Genomic DNA, 17,268 nt, shown 5'->3' on the forward strand with positions numbered 1-17,268 from the left:
TTCATCTCTCAAAAATAAACCTATGCCATACTCAAGAAGAAATTTTATAAAGCACACGGCGATTGCTGCAGCGGGTACTGTACTTGCTTCTAACGGTGTAAGTGCCAAAAGTTATGCAAGAATTATGGGTGCCAATGACCGGGTAAGACTGGGCGTAGTGGGTTTTTCCGATCGTTTCAGAACAGCCCATTTTCCCAGTTACCTGCAGCATTATAAAGAATTGAATTTTGACATTGTAGCCGTGTCGGACATCTGGAAATTAAGAAGAGAGGAGGGACAACAATTTTTAAAAGAAAAGCTGGGGCATGATATCATTGCCTGCAGAAACAATGATGAATTGTACAGGGTTAAAAACCTGGATGGTGTGTTTATAAGCACCGCGGATTTTCAGCATGCATTGCACACGGTTGAAGCCATCAATGCCAACTGTGATGTGTATTGCGAAAAGCCTTTTGCTGAAACCATGGCAGATGCAAGATTGGCATTGAAAACGGTAAAGGCGTCCGGCAAAATTGTACAGATAGGATCGCAACGCAGGAGCGGGGTAAATTATAGAGCAGCTGAAAACTTTATCAAGTCGGGCAAGTTCGGTGATATAAAGATGGTAGAACTTACATGGAACGTGAATCAACCCGGAAGGTGGCGGAGACCTGCGCTGGTAGCTAAGTGTAAAGAAGAAGACCTGGACTGGAAGCTTTTTTTGCTCAACAGGCCCTACGAAAATTTTGATCCGAGAAAGTACCTGGAGTACCGCTTGTTCTGGCCATATTCTTCTGGTCAGCCTGGCCAGTGGATGAGCCACCAGATAGATACTGTGCACTGGTATACCGGCTACAATCATCCCAGAAGTGTGGTGGCCAACGGTGGTATTTATCAATGGAAAGATGGCAGAAGAAACTGGGATACCACAACAGCTGTTTTTGATTACGGTCCGCAGGATGATGCAGGCAAAGGCTTCCAGGTGGTGTTCATGAGCCGCATGAGCAATGGTGAAGAAATACCCCAGGAAATTTATTATTCAAACGGCGGAGAGCTGAATCTGAATACCAATAAAATTTCGGGCAACGGTGGTTTGACAGAACAGTTTGCAAAAGAAATGAATATGCAGGCGAACATATTGTCCGACATGGACCTGGTAGACCGGACAGTAAAGATCGATGCCAGTGCCAATGCGGGTGGGGATGAATACACCTCGGCCCACGTGCGCAACTGGATGGAATGCATCCGCAGCAGAAAGCAACCCAATGCACCTGTTGAAGCAGGCTACTATCATTCCATCGCAAACATCATGACGAATGCAGCGGTAAGAACCGGGGCCAGGGCGACATTTGATGAAGCTACGCAGGAAGTAATGGCCAATGGAAAAGTTTTTCAATATTGAAATACCGTGTTGATATTTTCAGATAATTGCTGGATGTACGTCAAAGCCTGAAACTATAAAGTGCCTGATTGTCCTCGTAAAAAATACAGGTTGCAATTATTTTTTTTAAAGACAATAATAATGGCAATTATCAAAAGCGCAGAAGCGATGTTGTAATTATAAAGATGCTTTTGATAATTGCATAAATACAGATTGATTGTTTGTTGTAACATAACAACTTTAATGGGAATAAAATTTGTTAAAAAAGTATATATATTGAATCGAATATTGAATTTTTTAGCCTGATTAATAACATAATTTTATTTCATCAAAATGATATTGCTTAAGAAAAATTCTTTTTGACGAAACAGACGAAACACTTGCCTGCGGCGCTTTAGAATTTAAATTGCTTTGTAATTGTTTATCTGCAGAAGAACAATTACAAACGGGATAAAGTATAAATTTTAACCCGGCATTGCAATCCAGTTCTCTTGGCAGCCCGGATTATTTAGTTGGTATTTTTCCTTTTTTGTATAATCTAATTTGTATTGATTTTTTACGAATCAATCAGCCGTGTCAGTTATCCTGGCGGAGACGGATAGTATATTATTTGGTCTTGATTCTGTAAATAAAAAATAGAACTAACAAACTGCTTTATAAACCTAAACACTACATTGTATGTACTTAAAATCCATTTTTAAATCACGCTTTGATGAAGGAGCAGGTAAAACAAACAGGAGTAAAGAAATGTTTGTTTCAATGCATGCTTACGGGAAATTTTTATTCGTATTCCTGTTGGCTTCCTCATTTCATTTAAAGGCTGTCTGTAACCCCGGTACTTTAGAAAACAGGCCGGAAAATGGCTCTCTGCTTCCTGATTTTAATGCATTCACTATCAGTGGCACAGTAACCGATCAGGCAACAGGTAAAGGGGTAGAAGGTGCTACCGTGAAAGTGAAAGGAGAATCCACTTCAACAATTACAGATGCCAGCGGTGCTTTCAGCATCACTGTTAAATCTGCCAAAGCTACACTGCTATTTACCTCTGTAGGATTTCAGTCAGTAGAAAGGGTGGTAGATGCCAACACCGGTACTTTGAACGTGGCAATGGAGAGTGATCAGAAAGCAATGGGCGAAGTGATTGTTACTGCATTGGGTATTCAGCGTTCTGTAAAATCGCTTACTTATTCCGCACAAAAAATTGGCGGTGATCAGATCAATGAAATGCGGGATGCCAATTTTACCAATACGCTTTCCGGTAAAGTAGCCGGTCTTTCTATTACTTCATCAGCAGGCGGCCCCGGAAGTGCTACAAGGGTATTGCTTCGTGGTAACCGTTCCATCGCCAGCTCCAACAACGCCTTGTTTGTTGTGGATGGTGTTGCCATCGATAACTCAACTCCTGTTAAACAGGTAACGGACGATGCGGGCAGCAATGGCGGCGGTCATAGTGGTAGTGATGGGGTGTCCAATATCAACCCTGATGATATTGAATCCATCTCTGTTTTAAAAGGCGCGGCAGGTTCTGTATTGTATGGCAGCCGTGCAGCAAACGGTGTTATCATCATCACCACAAAAAAAGGAAAAGCAGGCAAAATTGCAGTCAATATTAATTCCGGTGTAACCATGGACAAAGCCATGTTGCTGCCCGATTTTCAAAATACCTACGGTCAGGGTGCAGGAGGTGATTTTTCTACCAATACCGGTAACAGCTGGGGTCCAAAAATAAGTGGACAAACGGTGACAGACTGGACAGGTAATTCAACCCAGCTGACGGCTTATCCGGACAACTTTAAAGACTTTTTCCGTACGGGTGTTTCCACCAACAATGGTGTAAGCATGAGTGCAGCTACAGATAAAATACAATCCTATCTTTCTTATACTAACACGGCTTCCAGCGGTATCGTTCAGTATAACCATTTAATGCGTCATGCATTCAATGCAAGGGTTGGGTACAATATTACCAGCAGGTTAAGTGCCGATGCAAAAGTTACTTATACGCTGCAAAATATTTATGATAAACCGGGTATTGGTGGTGATGGTATGGTTGCGGCAAATATTTACCGAATTCCAAGATCAGTAAACCTGCAAGATATTAAACACTACCAGGATGTGGATGTAACCGGTATTGAAACACCTACTTACTGGACTTCAAAAGATCCGGTTTACATGAATCCTTACTGGACCATCAACAATACCCATCGCGATGAAGGACGCAGCAGGTTAACCGGGCTCATTTCACTGAAATACAAATTGACTGATTGGTTGAATTTGCAGGGCCGTTTAAGCAACGATAGTTACAATGATTACATCACGCAGAAATACGCCAACAACACGGTTAACTATGCTCGTAAACCCGGCGGTTACTATGCAGAAGGAACAGATTATGTTTCTGAAAGAAATGCGGATGTTTTGTTAACAGGTAACAATAAAATCAGCGGTGCATTTAAAGTAAATTATAACATAGGTGCTTCTGTTTTAACAAGAGGATTAAGACACAGGAATATCATGGCTGATGGGTTGGCTTTCCCGAACAAGTATGATCTTAGCTATGCAAGCTCCGCATTAAAGACAGAGGCGGTAACCTATAAAAGAGACCTGCAGTCTGTGTATGGAACCGCACAGATTTCTTACAACGATTATCTGTACCTGGATGTAGCCGCAAGAAACGATTGGGCGAGTACATTGCCTAGTCCATACTCTTATTTTTATCCTTCAGTTGGCTTATCTTGGGTTTTATCAGACATGACCAAAATGCCTGACTGGATCAGCTATGCAAAACTGAGAGGATCTGTTGCCAAAGTGGGTAACGATGCAGATCCGTATATGCTCTCTCAAACTTACTCTTACATAGCCGGCGGCTTCGGTGGCTATATCGGTAGCAGTAACACGAAACTGATCAGTGATCTAAAACCAGAGTTAACTACCTCATTGGAGTTGGGAACAGAATGGCGCTTCTTTAAAAACAGGCTGGGTATTGATTTAAGTTATTATAAAACCAATTCAAAAAACCAGTTGTTCAAGGTTAATACACCATCACCATCCGGTTATTCATTTGCATACATCAATGCTGGTAATGTAGAAAATAAGGGTGTAGAACTGATGTTAACGGCAAAGCCAATCGTTGGCAGTGGACTTAACTGGGATGTGTCTTTGAACTTTGCAAAGAACACCAATAAAATAATCGAATTATTCCCCGGCAGTTCCATCCTTCCGCTGGGTACCTCCGCCAATGTTCGTACGGCTATTCCCGTTGTAACCGTGGGTGGTTCATACGGCGATTTGTATGGCTACAAATGGCTCAGGTCAAATGGCCAGTTTGTTGTGGATGCAACTGGTGCACCCGTTAAAGGAACTGCCATTGAAAAGATAGGCAATTTCAATCCTGATTTCTCATTGGCTTTAGGCAACACATTTACTTATAAAAACCTGTCATTAAGTGTATTGATTGATGGCAAATTCGGCGGCGAAATTGCTTCGGGTTCTGCTGGTCAGACTGCTTATGCTGGAACAGCAGCCATCACTTCTAAATACAGGGATGCAGGTTCACTTTTATTACCAGGTGTATTAGCTGATGGTACAAAAAATGCAACACCTATCAATGCCGAGAAGTTGTGGCAGACTGTTGCGCAGGGCGATTACAACTGGGCTGAATTTTTTACTTTTGATGCCACCACCGTAAGGGTAAGAGAGTTGTCACTTGGCTATGAATTCAAAAATCTTCCAGCTGCTTTTAAAGCCATAAAATTATCGCTGGTAGCAAGAAATTTGTTCTTCCTCTACCGCGGAAGTTCCATCCTGGATATACCGGGAATCGGGAAACGTAAAATGGATTTTGATCCGGAAGTTTCTTTTGGTAACAGCAACTACCAGGGTATTGAATACTACAACCTTCCTTCCACCCGTAGTATTGGATTGAATCTGAAACTTACATTTTAAGGCTAAAAAAATTATTTTATGAATAAATTATTTAAAACAAAGTATACAATGAAAATTTCCTTTTTATTGTTGGCGTCGGGTATCATCTGCTTCAGCAGTTGTACAAAAAAATTCGACGACGAAAACACCGACAAAACAAAACTGAGCAGTGTTTCGAAAACCGAATACCCGTTTATGTTTTCCTATGCGCTGATGGCGCCAACGCTTAGCCCGGATAACTTTGAAGTAGGGGAAGGAACCATTGCCGGCGTCTACTCACAGTTTTATTCACAGGCTGCACAATCATTTCCTACAGACAGGTACGTAATTGTACAGGCATGGGATCCTGCAATCTGGAACCCGGTGTACACACAGGCGGTACCCCAGTTAAAAACAATCATGGAAGGTTCAGATGCAGCCTCTGCAGAAACAGCCATTGCAAAAATCTGGTGGGTATGGTGCTTTCACAGGCTGACAGATCATTTTGGTCCCATCCCTTATTTTGATGCAGGCAATGCACAACGTTCGGTACAATACACACCGCAGGATTCTATCTATTTTGACTTTTTCAAAAAGCTGGATGAAGCAGCCACTGCCTTAAAAAGCCATACCGGTGAAAAGCCCTTTGGTGCATACGATCTGGTGTATGGCAAAACCGCATCACCTGTAAACAACTGGATAAAATTTGCCAATACATTGCGTTTAAGACTTGCATTAAGAATATCTGGTGTAAATCCAACACTGGCTAAAACAGAAGCGGAGGCAGCTGTTGCGGGCGGGGTAATGACAGACCTGGCAGATGATGCTTACATGCCAAAAAATACCAGCTACTACAATGAGTACAACGGTCTGGCGGTTACCGCAGGTTGGGATGATATCCGTATGAGTGCTACCATGGAATCTATATTGAAAGGCTACAGCGATCCACGCCTGCCGATATTTTTTCAGCCCTCTGTTGCCACCAGTACATACGAAGGGGTAAGAAATGGTTTATTTACTTCTGAAAAAATCATAGATATCAACTCCCGGTTATTCAATTCCAATTTAGGTACACGCTGGTGTAACTGGGTAAACGGCGACTGGAAAACAAATTATGGTGTGCCACAGGATATCATGCATTGTGCAGAAGCTTATTTCTTAAAAGCAGAAGGTGCTTTGAACGGCTGGAACATGGGTGGAGGAAGTGCGCAGGAATTGTATGAAACCGGTATCCGCAAATCAATGGCACAATGGGGTGTTACGGATGCCGCTGCCATTGATGCTTACGTTGCCAATACAGCAACACCAATTGCTCCACAGGATGGCCAGAATTCGCCTGCTGTGAATGACTATCCTGTTAAGTGGTCTGACAATACAACCATGCAGCGCAAACAACTGGCACAGCAAAAATGGCTGGCATTGTTTCCTGATGGTATGGAGGGATGGGCAGAAGTACGCAGAACAAATTTACCTGCATTGTATCCTGTTGTACACAGCGAAAACAGCGATCTGCCACAAGGCACATTTATCAAAAGAATTCCATTCCTTGATATCGAGTCGTTAACCAATGGAGATGCAGTTACAAAAGCAGTCCAGATGCTGGGTGGGCCGGATAATACCGCCACAAGGCTTTGGTGGGATAAAGACTAACAGCAATTTATTTAAAATAGCAGCATCGTCGTTTAGTATGGTTAAAGTAAGTGGTCAATTGTAAAAAATTGGCCATTTGCTTTTGTGAGATATTTCGCTGATAACGGATGACGCAGGGTATCATTTGAAAAGCTGTGGTGTTTGAAAAATTGTTTGTTGTTAAAAAAGTATAAGTTTTCATTGCATTTTCAAACTTATAGTTGCTTTGTAATTTTTATTTTTGGAGAAGTCATTTGACGAGCCGCGATGACTGAAATATAATTTTATTTCTTGGTACGCATTGTTACATTTATGGGGCACTTAATTTTTCACCGGAAAATAAATATGAAAAACGTCCACCTCTTTTGGCTGCTGTTTCTTTTTTTAATTGGCGGGGTAAAGGCGCAGGAAAAACCGGTGCTGCTTCCTCAACCAATGGAAGTGAAATATGATCTGTCGGCCAAAGCCTTGTCATTGCAGGATTGTAGTATTTATTTACCAGCCGGCGCCTCGAAAGATATCTCATTTGCAATGATGGAATTAAAGCAGGTGATAGAGGAGAGTGTGGGCAAAAAGGTTAGGATCGTAAGCTTGCCTTCTTTGGCAAAGGTTAGTTACAGCATTAAAAACAAAGGCTTAGAATTGCCTCTTGTAGCCGATACCAATCACGCCAATCAACGGGAAGCTTATAGTTTATCCGTTACTTCCAAATCAATAAAAATTGAAGCCAATACCAGTGCAGGTTTGTATTACGCCATTCAAACAATCAGGCAATTGATACAAGGGCAGGGGAAGAGTGCAGTGCTGCCAGCGGTAACCATCAAAGACAATCCCGTGCTGCCATTTCGTGGGGTAATGATGGACTTTGCGCATGGCGGTTTATTAACGGTTGCAGAGATCAAATCTCAAATTGACTTTTTAGCCCGGTACAAGGCCAACCAATATTATTTTTACAACGAGGTGTCGATAAAAATGGAAGGTTACCCAACGTTGAATTACGACGCCAATTATACCAAAGACGAAATAAAAAATGTCATCGCTTACGGAAAGGAAAGACATATGGATGTGATTCCATTTGTTGCCATGTATGGCCACTTGCATGAACTGATCCGCAATGAAAAATATGCATCATTGGCGATTGGAAAATATGGTCATGAAATTGATCCGGCTAACCAGCAGGTAAATGTTTTAATGAAGGATTGGATCAAACAATACACAAAGTTGTTTGAAAGTCCGTTTATACATGTGGGCTTTGATGAAACATGGGAAACCAAACAAATTTCAGAACGTGCCGGTCAGCAAAAAATAGATCCGGAAGGGCTTTTTATACAACAGCTGAATTTCATAAACGATGAGTTAAAACAATACGGCAAAACCGTATTGGCCTGGACGGACATGAATAATTTTTATCCCGATATCCTGGCCAAGTTTCCGAAAGAAGTGATACCCGTAATTTGGGAATATACGCCAGACACAGCCGCTATCAATCATTACCTGCGGCCGGTACTAAAGGAAAAGCGACCGTTTTTTATTCAGCCTGCAGTCTCCGGTTGGGGCCATGTGTATCCCAACACCAATTACACATATGATAATATCAGGCTCTGCCTGGAAGCGGGTATGGCGAACAATACGCTGGGCTTTATAACTTCTGTATGGACGGATCCGGTTGAGCCATTTGTGCGGCCTTCCTGGTTGTTCATGGCTTATGGCTGCATTGGTGCCTGGCAGGGCCAAGTGCCGGATAAAAATAGTTTTACTGCAGACTACAGTTCGGTTGAATATGCATCTATTGCGGACGACATGCAAAAAGCCATTAGCAACATTGCAGCGAGCGGCGAATACCTTGGAAAATGTTTGGGTAAAAATACCGGCGGCCTGCCAAGAGGCACCATTGTAGAAAGCTGGTCGAATCCATTTCAACCCTATTACCTTGAAAATACCAAAGCGCACCTTGAAGATTTTATTGCTTCAAGGAAATTGAGTGAAGAAGCACAAGGGATACTGATTAATTTATTAGACAAGGCGCCGCAAAAGCAACGCAGCTTTATCAACTCGCTGTTGGTAAGTGCACGCCTGATCAACTACACGGCTTCCCGTTTTATCTGGGCCAAAAGAATTTGCGACCGCTGGAAAGAATCTACCATGCCGGACAAGAAAGATGATTTTGTGATTTATGATATCACTTACAGTTGTCATGGTTTACTGGTGGATATGATGGACGAATGTGGCGAACTAAAATCGGCATACGAAAAAGCCTGGCTGGATGAATACCAGCCTTACCGTTTAAACACCATGCTGGCCCGCTTTGATGTAGAGCAGGGCTTGTGGCGCAAATTGTTTTTAAAAGTTTTGGATCATCGCATTCAGTTAAAAGATGATGAAGTAAGCAAATCGTTTGAAGAGTTGTTTAAGCCGGAGTTTTAATCCAGCGGTCGGCACCGAAGGTCAGACCGCGGCGAACAGAATGGTGAATAGTCAGTAGTGAGTGGTGAGTTTGGGCGTGTTGAGTGGGGCTTGGCATATGCTGAGTTCGTTAAGTAAGAATGATGAGCACCACTGATACTTGTTATGTTGGTATGGAATAAGCTTGTTGAATAAGGGGCAAATGAAGAACAGGAAGAACAAATGTTTGGAAGATTTAAAGGACCGCTCCCTCCCCTCAGGGGAAGGAGAAGGAGGATGAGGTAAATGTAAGCCGTGCGACTAGCCTGCTATCGATTTTTGAAGTGTATTCGATTTGGGCGTTCCACATAGCTATAAAAGTACAAGTGAGTGACACAACGATGGAGCCATGAAAGGCGACTGCTTGTAAACAAAGAAGTTAAAATTAACAAACGAAAAACCTAGTAATAACCGGTCTTAAAAAGCAATACAATGGAAACAACAGGCATCAGTTTTATAAGTCCCATTGATGGGGACATGCTACATGCGAAAGATGGTGAAGTGATCAATGGTTCATTGGAGACGATTGTTTCTGTCAAGGCGCCCAAAGGCAGCAGCATCAGCGTTAACGGGGAAGTAGCAACAGCCATTGAGGATATCTTTATTGCGAGACTGAGTTTTAACAATTATAAAAACAGCATCGAGGTTGTTGACAATACTACAGGTGAAAATAAAAGTATTACGGTATACTGGTTGCCCGATTTTGCCAATAAATACCGGCTGTCTATTGATGACAATATCTGGTTTTTAAGGGACCTGCACAAAGAAAACCCGGCATCGCTTTTTGATAATTCCTATTTGGCTTTTCTTAAGAATGTGCATGAAACCTACGGCACGAAAATTCACCTGAATTTATTTTACCAAACGGAAGGGTTTGATTTGTCGCAATTAAGCGACCGTTATAAACCAGAATGGGAAGCCAATGCAAATTGGTTGAGATTAAGCTTTCATGCCTTGGGCGAATTTCCTGACCAACCTTATATCAATGCCGGTTATGATAAAGTGAAGGAAGATTGTACATTGGTAGACGACCAGATAAAACGCTTTGCCGGCAAGGCTTCTATGGGGCCGTTCACCACCATACATTGGGGCGAAGCTACCAAAGAGGGTGTACGTGCAGTAAAGGAGTTGGGCTACAATGGTTTGCTGGGCTATTTTGGATTGTATGATGAAATACCGGGTGTTTCCTATTACCTACAAGGGGAGAAAAGAGAACGGGTGGAGAAAAGATTTGTTTGGAAGGACGATGAAACAGACATGGTATTTGTACGGACCAGTATTGTAATTGACCGGGAAAAAATTGATACGATTGTTCCGTTGCTCGATAGTTATAAGACCAATAATAACATGCCACCTTACCTTGATTTTTTAGTGCATGAACAATACTATTACCCTGACTATTTTAATTTTCAGCCCGACTACCGGGAAAAGATAATTACGGCTGTTCAATGGGCGGTTAACAATGGGTATGAGCCCGCATTTTTAGCAGATTGTGTTTTTGAAAAATAACAAGTTGAAATAAATTGTATGAACAAACGAAGAGATTTTATAAAGCATACGGGCTTATCGGGTGTGGGACTGTTGGTGTCTGGCATGATGCAGGCTTATGCAACCACTACCGAAGACCTGGATCGTATTAAAGAACAGGCCAACAGCACACAGGTACAAAAGTTCAACATGTGTGGATATGCTGCGCCAAAGCTGGACGTAGTAAGAATCGGCGTGGTGGGCATCGGTAACCGCGGTTACGGTGCATTGGAAAGACTGGTAAAAATTGAAGGTGTAGAAATAAAAGCCCTGTGCGATCTGCGTGCGGAAAGAACTGCGCTTGGTAAAAAATTTGTTGAGACATCAGGGCATACACCCGACTTGTATGATGGCAAAGTTGATTCCTGGAAAAAGCTCTGCGAAAGAAATGATCTTGACCTGGTGTATATTCTAACGCCCTGGGAATACCATACGCCCATCGCCGTTTTTTCTATGAACCATGATAAGCATGTTTGCGTGGAAGTGCCTGCAGCAAAGACGCTGGAAGAATGCTGGCAGCTGGTAGAAACATCCGAGCGCACCCGTAAGCATTGCATGATGGTAGAGAATTGCTGTTATGATTTTTCTGAACTGCTTACGTTAAACATGGCGCAGCAGGGCTTCTTTGGAGAGATCGTGCATTGCGAAGGCGGCTATATCCACAACCTGCAGGAACTGATGTTTAGCAAAGAACATTTTTACCAGATGTGGGAGTTGATTGAGGCGTATAAAAGAAAAGGCAATCTTTACCCAACACACGGACTGGGACCATTGTGCCAGGTATTAAACATCAACCGTGGCGACCAGATGGATTTTTTGGTATCGGTCTCTACCAGCGATTTTATTTTGGGTGACCTGGCAAAAGAATATGCAAAAAAGGATGAGTTTTACAAACCATTTGTAGGAAAAAATTACAATGGCACCATGAATACCTCCACCATTCGCACCAAAAAAGGCAAAACGATCATGTTGCAGTTTGACGTAGGTTCACCCAGGCCTTACAGCCGCAACCAATTGATCAGTGGTACCAAAGGCATTGGGCAAAAATACCCCGAACCAGCCCGTTATGCAACCGGCCACGAATGGCTGAGCCCGGAAGAATACAAGGCATTGGAAGAAAAATACCAGCCACCCATCATCAAAAAAATCGGCGAGTTAGCCAAACAGGTAGGCGGCCATGGTGGCATGGATTTTATCATGGACTGGCGCACCATCGACTGCCTGCGGAATGGCTTACCGTTGGAACAAAATGTGTACGACGCAGCCTTGTGGAGTTCGGTATCACCCCTGAGTGTATGGTCGGTAGCAAACAATTCCAATTCCATCAAAGTGCCGGATTTTACAGGAGGATCCTATAAAACAAACAAACCGGTAGATATTTCGATGACAACGGGGGGAACGACTAAAGTGAAGTTATAAGTTATGAGTTATAAGTTATAAGTGTTGCTTCGAACATTAATAGTTATTCGTAACAGAAGATGCTTTGAAAAAGTAAACTATAATCTCTATACGTGTAGAAAAAGTATACAGATGAGACAACAAAACATAATTCTTGTTCTGTCTTCTTTTTTAATTTTAGTTGAACGGGAATGGTTTGAATGAAAACAGCTAGTGCAATTCAAAGCTATTCAAATAGCGGCCTGCTCGAAAATCGTTTGAATCACAAATCGGTCTTCCAGTTACGCAGCCCGCCGGCTGAGGAGGCGAAACCAACAAGTTTTAAAAAGCCAGCAAAAAACGCAATAAGCTTATGCAAAATATTAACCGAAGAAAATTCATCCGCACAACAGCGCTAACCAGCCTAGGCCTGGGCATAGTAAATTCATTGCCCGCAATGAATTTGAAAACTAAGGCAAATGGTAAAAGAATCGGCATCATCGGCTTAGATACCTCCCACAGCACCGCTTTCGTAGAAGCCCTCAACAGGCCCAACCCCGATGCAGCCTACGACGGATACAAAGTAGTAGCCGCTTACCCCAACGGAAGTAAAACCATCAAAAGCAGTTACGAAAGAATACCAGCCTACACAGAACAGGTAAAAAAACTCGGCGTAGAAATAGTTGGCTCCATAAAAGAATTGCTGACAAAAGTAGATGTGGTAATGCTCGAAACCAATGATGGTCGTCCGCACCTGGAGCAGGCATTGGAAGTAATGAAGGCAGGCAAAACATTGTGGATTGATAAACCGGTAGCAGGCACACTCATTGATGCCATCGCGATTTATGATGCTGCAAAAAAGTATCAGGTACCGGTGTTTTCAGCATCCTCATTAAGGTATGCGACGAATGTTCAGGAAACCGCCAACGGCACCAGCGCCGGCAAAATATTGGGCGCAGATACCTTTAGTCCCTGCCCGTTAGAAAGTACGCACCCGGATTTTTTCTGGTATGGCATTCATGGAATAGAAATACTGCTGACGGTAATGGGCACCGGTTGCAAACAGGTTAGCAGGGTACACACAGCAGATACGGATGTTGTAACAGGCGTTTGGAAAGACAACCGCATCGGCACTTTCCGCGGTAACAGGAAAGGCCCAAACGAATACGGCGGCACTGCATTTGGTGAAAAAGCCGTGGTGCATCTTGGGCCTTATGCAGGCTATGAACCATTATTAAAAGAGATTATCAAATTCTTCAACACCGGCGTATCACCGGTAGGTGTGGAAGAAACATTGGAAATATATGCCTTTATGGAAGCCGCAGATGAAAGCAAAAGAAGGGGAGGTATTGCAGTAACGCTGGATGCTGTAATGAAAAAAGCCTTGTCAAAAAAGAAGATCATTCATTGATAACCTAATTAAAACAATTGTATGGAAAATAAAATCACAGGGGCAGCAAGTGAGTCAACCCGCAGATCGTTTATCAAAACGACAGGCGTAATCACAGCTGGCTTCCTGCTTTCTCCCCAACTGATTCAATTGGCCAAAGCAACACCGCCGGACTTAACCGGAGCGCCAGCCATCCTGACCGGCAACGCCAGCGTAGCTGCAACGTTAGGCGGCTTGCCGGTAAGAACAAAAAAATGGCCGGACTGGCCGATCTGGAATATTGAAGCTGATGAAAAAATTGTGGTAGATGATATCCGGAGCGGCATTTGGTCAAGGGCCGGACTGGTAAAAGAGTTTGAAGAAAAATGGGCCGGTGTAGTGGGCACAAAAAGATGCCTTGCTGTAGTAAACGGAACCAACGCCCTCACCACTGCGTTAATGCAACTCGGCATTGGCGGCGGCGATGAAGTGCTGGTGCCGGCGTACACATTTATCGGCACCGTGGCACCGGTATTGGCAACGGGCGCCATGCCAATATTTGTGGACACCGACAGGGAAACCTTTCAGATAGATGTTACAAAAATTGAAGCCAAAATCACGTCCCGCACAAGAGCCATTGTGCCGGTGCATATTTTAGGCTTGCCGGTAGATATTGAAAAGATCATGGCCATTGCAAAAAAGCACAAGTTGTTGGTAGTGGAAGATGCCTGCCAGGCGCACATGGCTGAGGTGAACAACAAACGTGTCGGATCATTTGGTGACGCCGGTTGCTTTAGTTTTCAGAACTCAAAAAACCTGGCCATCGGCGAGGGCGGAGCCATCACCAGTAACAACGATCAATTCATGGACAAGTGTTACTCTTACCATAATTACGGCAATCCCTATGGTTCGGTAGTTGGCTCGGTAGATGCCGGTACATTGATAGCAGGAAATAAATTGCGGCTTACCGAATACCAGGCTGCCATTGGCCTTTCGCAATTGAAGCGGCTGGAAGAACAGACCATCCTGCGCAATGAAAATGCGGCGTACCTGCGCAATAAAATAAAAGATATGCCGGGCATTACGCCTTATAAGTTAACGCCCAATGTTACCAAAGCTGCCTTTCATTTATTTCCCTTCCGGTATAACAAAGACGCGTTTAAAGGTTTGTCAAGAGAAGCATTTATCAAGGCGCTAACAGCTGAAGGGGTGCCGGTTTCTTCCGGTTATACACCGCTCAATAAAATGCCTTACCTGCAGAATGCATTTGAATCCAAGAACTATAAAAAAATGTATTCGCCAAAGGCGCTTGATATAAAAGCCTACATGCAGCACAATGATTGTCCAAACAACGATAAGCTTTGTAATGAAGAATCGGTATGGTTGTTTCAGTCAATGCTCTTAGGATCAAAAGAAGATATGGATGATATAGCAAGCGGTATCGAAAAAGTATACAGCAATGCAGAGGCGATAAAGAAGGCGGCAAAGTAGTGAACGGTGAGTGGTCAATAGTGAATGGATGCCTGATGAATTGTCTCGCTCTGAATTGCCCCGCTCTTCAGAGCGGGGATAGAAAGATAAACACAAATAAAATCGGCTTTAGCCGAATCATATTTTCTGAACAAGCATTAGTATTTCAATTAAGCATCGTTGTGTCACTCACTTGTACGTCATACCATTTTGGAACATCTTAAATACAAGTCTTTGTTAAAAAAGAATCAACCAATCAATCAACATGAAATTATATACTTTACTTTTTTGTATGTCTGTTGTTGGAATAACACAAGCCCAACAAGCAAAGCCGGTAACGTTGGTAGCCACCACGTACAATTCGGGCTTTGAGCTGGCACACGATACCTACAACGGCATGTATGCTGCCAGTGATAATAAAATCTATTATGTGTTAAGTTCCCAGTCAATCGACATTGGTGGAAAAATGTATGCATACGATCCTGCCACGAACAAAACAACACTCTGCGGCGACCTCACCGAAGCCTGCGGCGAAAAAGGACTAAAGACAATTGTGCAGGGTAAGAGCCATGTAAAATTTGTAGAGTCAGATGGCAAATTGTTTTTTGCCACACACATTGGTTATTACAGTATGGTAGATGGCATGGAAAAAATGGGCATTCCACCGGCGGGGTATAGAGAATATCCCGGCGGGCATTTACTGGCATACGATTTAAAAACAGGTAAGTATGATGACTTAGCAATAGCGCCACATAAAGAAGGTATCCTGGCCATGAACATGGACACCAAAAGAAAAATCATTTACGGACTCACCTGGCCCACCGGTTATTTTTTCCGGTACGACCTGGCAAAAAAAGAAATGCAGGATTTCGGTTCCATGGCAGGCGATGGTGAAAATGGGGTAGGCAATAAATTCCGTACCGTATGCCGGTCCATAGCAGTTGATCCGGAAGATGGTTCAGCATATTTTACAACTTCCGAAGGCACGATCTATCGTTGTCGTTCAGGTGCGACAAGCCTTGAACCGTTGGAAGAAAATATGAAGAAGGATTATTTTGGTTTATACGATCCAAGTTCCCCCGGCCACATGGGCTACAATTGGCGGCAAACAGTGTACAGCCCAACAGATAAGTGTTTTTATGGGGTACATGGTAACTCAGGTTACCTGTTTAAATTCGATCCCAAAGCCGAAAGAATTGAAGTGCTGGACAGGCTCACGTCTGATATCTCCAAACGCAGCGGCATGTTCGATCAATTTAGTTATGGCTACCTTGGGTTTGAAATAAGTAAGGATAAACACACGCTCTATTATTTGACCGGCGCACCGGTTTACAAAGACGGCAAAAGAGTAACCGGTAAATCAAGCACGGCCATGGGCGAGGCCAAAGGCCTGGAAGATCTGCACCTCGTGACCTACGATATTCCCACGGGAAAAATAAAAGATCACGGCGCAGTCCTCTATAAAAACGGTGACCGCCCGTTATACGTCAATTCCATTGCAGTAGCCAAAGACGGTACTGTATACACATTGGCAAGAATTGCTGAAAACGGAAAATCAAGAACTGATTTAGTAAAGATTCCAGTTGGGAAGAAATGATAGGATTGTTAGATGGTTAAATTGTTAAATGGTTAAATGGTTGAATTGCTGTAGTGTTGTTGATTGAATTTTTAGAATGAGATTGTGGTCGTCTGTAATTGTCCAGGTTAAAGATTAGAGTCTGCGATACTTTTTTCGAGTTGAAATCAGTAACTGCATAAGACGCCTCTTTTTCTCCGGTTCCGACGCAGTCGGAATTGAAAAAATGCGCAGCATATTTTTTCAAAGGGGAAAAAGCAGCGGCGTTGCAGTTACGCGGCCCGCCGGCTGCAGAGGCGAATCTTTCAAATTGAAAAGAAAAATTGAATAAAGTACTGGTTGTAATGTGTTTTCTGAAATAGGATAGTCTCTGCTTACTTTTTTGTCTTGATACAAAAAAGTAACAAAAAAGATCAAGGCTGCGAAAAAATAGGCTAAAAATTTATAAGCCCGGCTAAAATGAAATTAAGCTCGATCAGTTGTGCATGAATGAACTGATGTGCGACTTACAAGCAAATAGCAAAGCCGGACTTTGGTAACATTATTTCATTTTTTAACGCCGCCCTTATAAATTTTCTTAACGCTATTTTTTCGAGGCCGTAGAAAGAGTTTGCGGTATTG

General features: G+C 42.9%; 9 protein-coding genes. All 9 read left to right on the top strand.

Features of this window, described 5'->3' with window-relative positions; genetic code table 11:
• Positions 1–22: 22 nt before the first annotated feature.
• The 9 genes from QWZ08_RS14235 to QWZ08_RS14275 all read left to right on the top strand — a co-directional run bounded on the left by QWZ08_RS14235 (position 23) and on the right by QWZ08_RS14275 (position 16,668).
• Complete coding sequence (locus QWZ08_RS14235) at positions 23–1,381, top strand: Gfo/Idh/MocA family protein (RefSeq protein WP_290338114.1); 1,359 nt, start codon at positions 23–25, stop codon at positions 1,379–1,381.
• 657 nt (positions 1,382–2,038) lie between these two features.
• On the top strand, positions 2,039–5,299 hold the full coding sequence (locus QWZ08_RS14240; protein WP_290338115.1) for a SusC/RagA family TonB-linked outer membrane protein: 3,261 nt from the start codon (positions 2,039–2,041) through the stop codon (positions 5,297–5,299).
• Positions 5,300–5,317: 18 nt separating this feature from the next.
• Positions 5,318–6,907, top strand: a complete 1,590-nt coding sequence (locus tag QWZ08_RS14245; protein WP_290338116.1) for a SusD/RagB family nutrient-binding outer membrane lipoprotein — start codon at positions 5,318–5,320, stop codon at positions 6,905–6,907.
• Positions 6,908–7,231: 324 nt separating this feature from the next.
• Entirely contained in the window at positions 7,232–9,310 is a 2,079-nt protein-coding gene (locus QWZ08_RS14250) for a family 20 glycosylhydrolase (protein ID WP_290338117.1), read from the top strand.
• Positions 9,311–9,760: 450 nt separating this feature from the next.
• Positions 9,761–10,837, top strand: a complete 1,077-nt coding sequence (locus QWZ08_RS14255) for a hypothetical protein (RefSeq protein WP_290338118.1) — start codon at positions 9,761–9,763, stop codon at positions 10,835–10,837.
• A gap of 18 nt (positions 10,838–10,855) precedes the next feature.
• Complete coding sequence (locus QWZ08_RS14260) at positions 10,856–12,274, top strand: Gfo/Idh/MocA family protein (protein WP_290338119.1); 1,419 nt, start codon at positions 10,856–10,858, stop codon at positions 12,272–12,274.
• A gap of 415 nt (positions 12,275–12,689) precedes the next feature.
• A complete protein-coding gene (locus QWZ08_RS14265; RefSeq protein WP_290338120.1) occupies positions 12,690–13,643 on the top strand; it encodes a Gfo/Idh/MocA family protein in 954 nt (317 codons plus the stop codon).
• A gap of 21 nt (positions 13,644–13,664) precedes the next feature.
• Complete coding sequence (locus tag QWZ08_RS14270) at positions 13,665–15,092, top strand: DegT/DnrJ/EryC1/StrS family aminotransferase (protein WP_290338121.1); 1,428 nt, start codon at positions 13,665–13,667, stop codon at positions 15,090–15,092.
• 244 nt (positions 15,093–15,336) lie between these two features.
• A complete protein-coding gene (locus QWZ08_RS14275; protein ID WP_290338122.1) occupies positions 15,337–16,668 on the top strand; it encodes a hypothetical protein in 1,332 nt (443 codons plus the stop codon).
• Positions 16,669–17,268 lie beyond the last annotated feature (600 nt).

Origin of the sequence: Ferruginibacter paludis, assembly GCF_030409685.1 — a bacterium.
Lineage (GTDB): Bacteria > Bacteroidota > Bacteroidia > Chitinophagales > Chitinophagaceae > Ferruginibacter > Ferruginibacter paludis.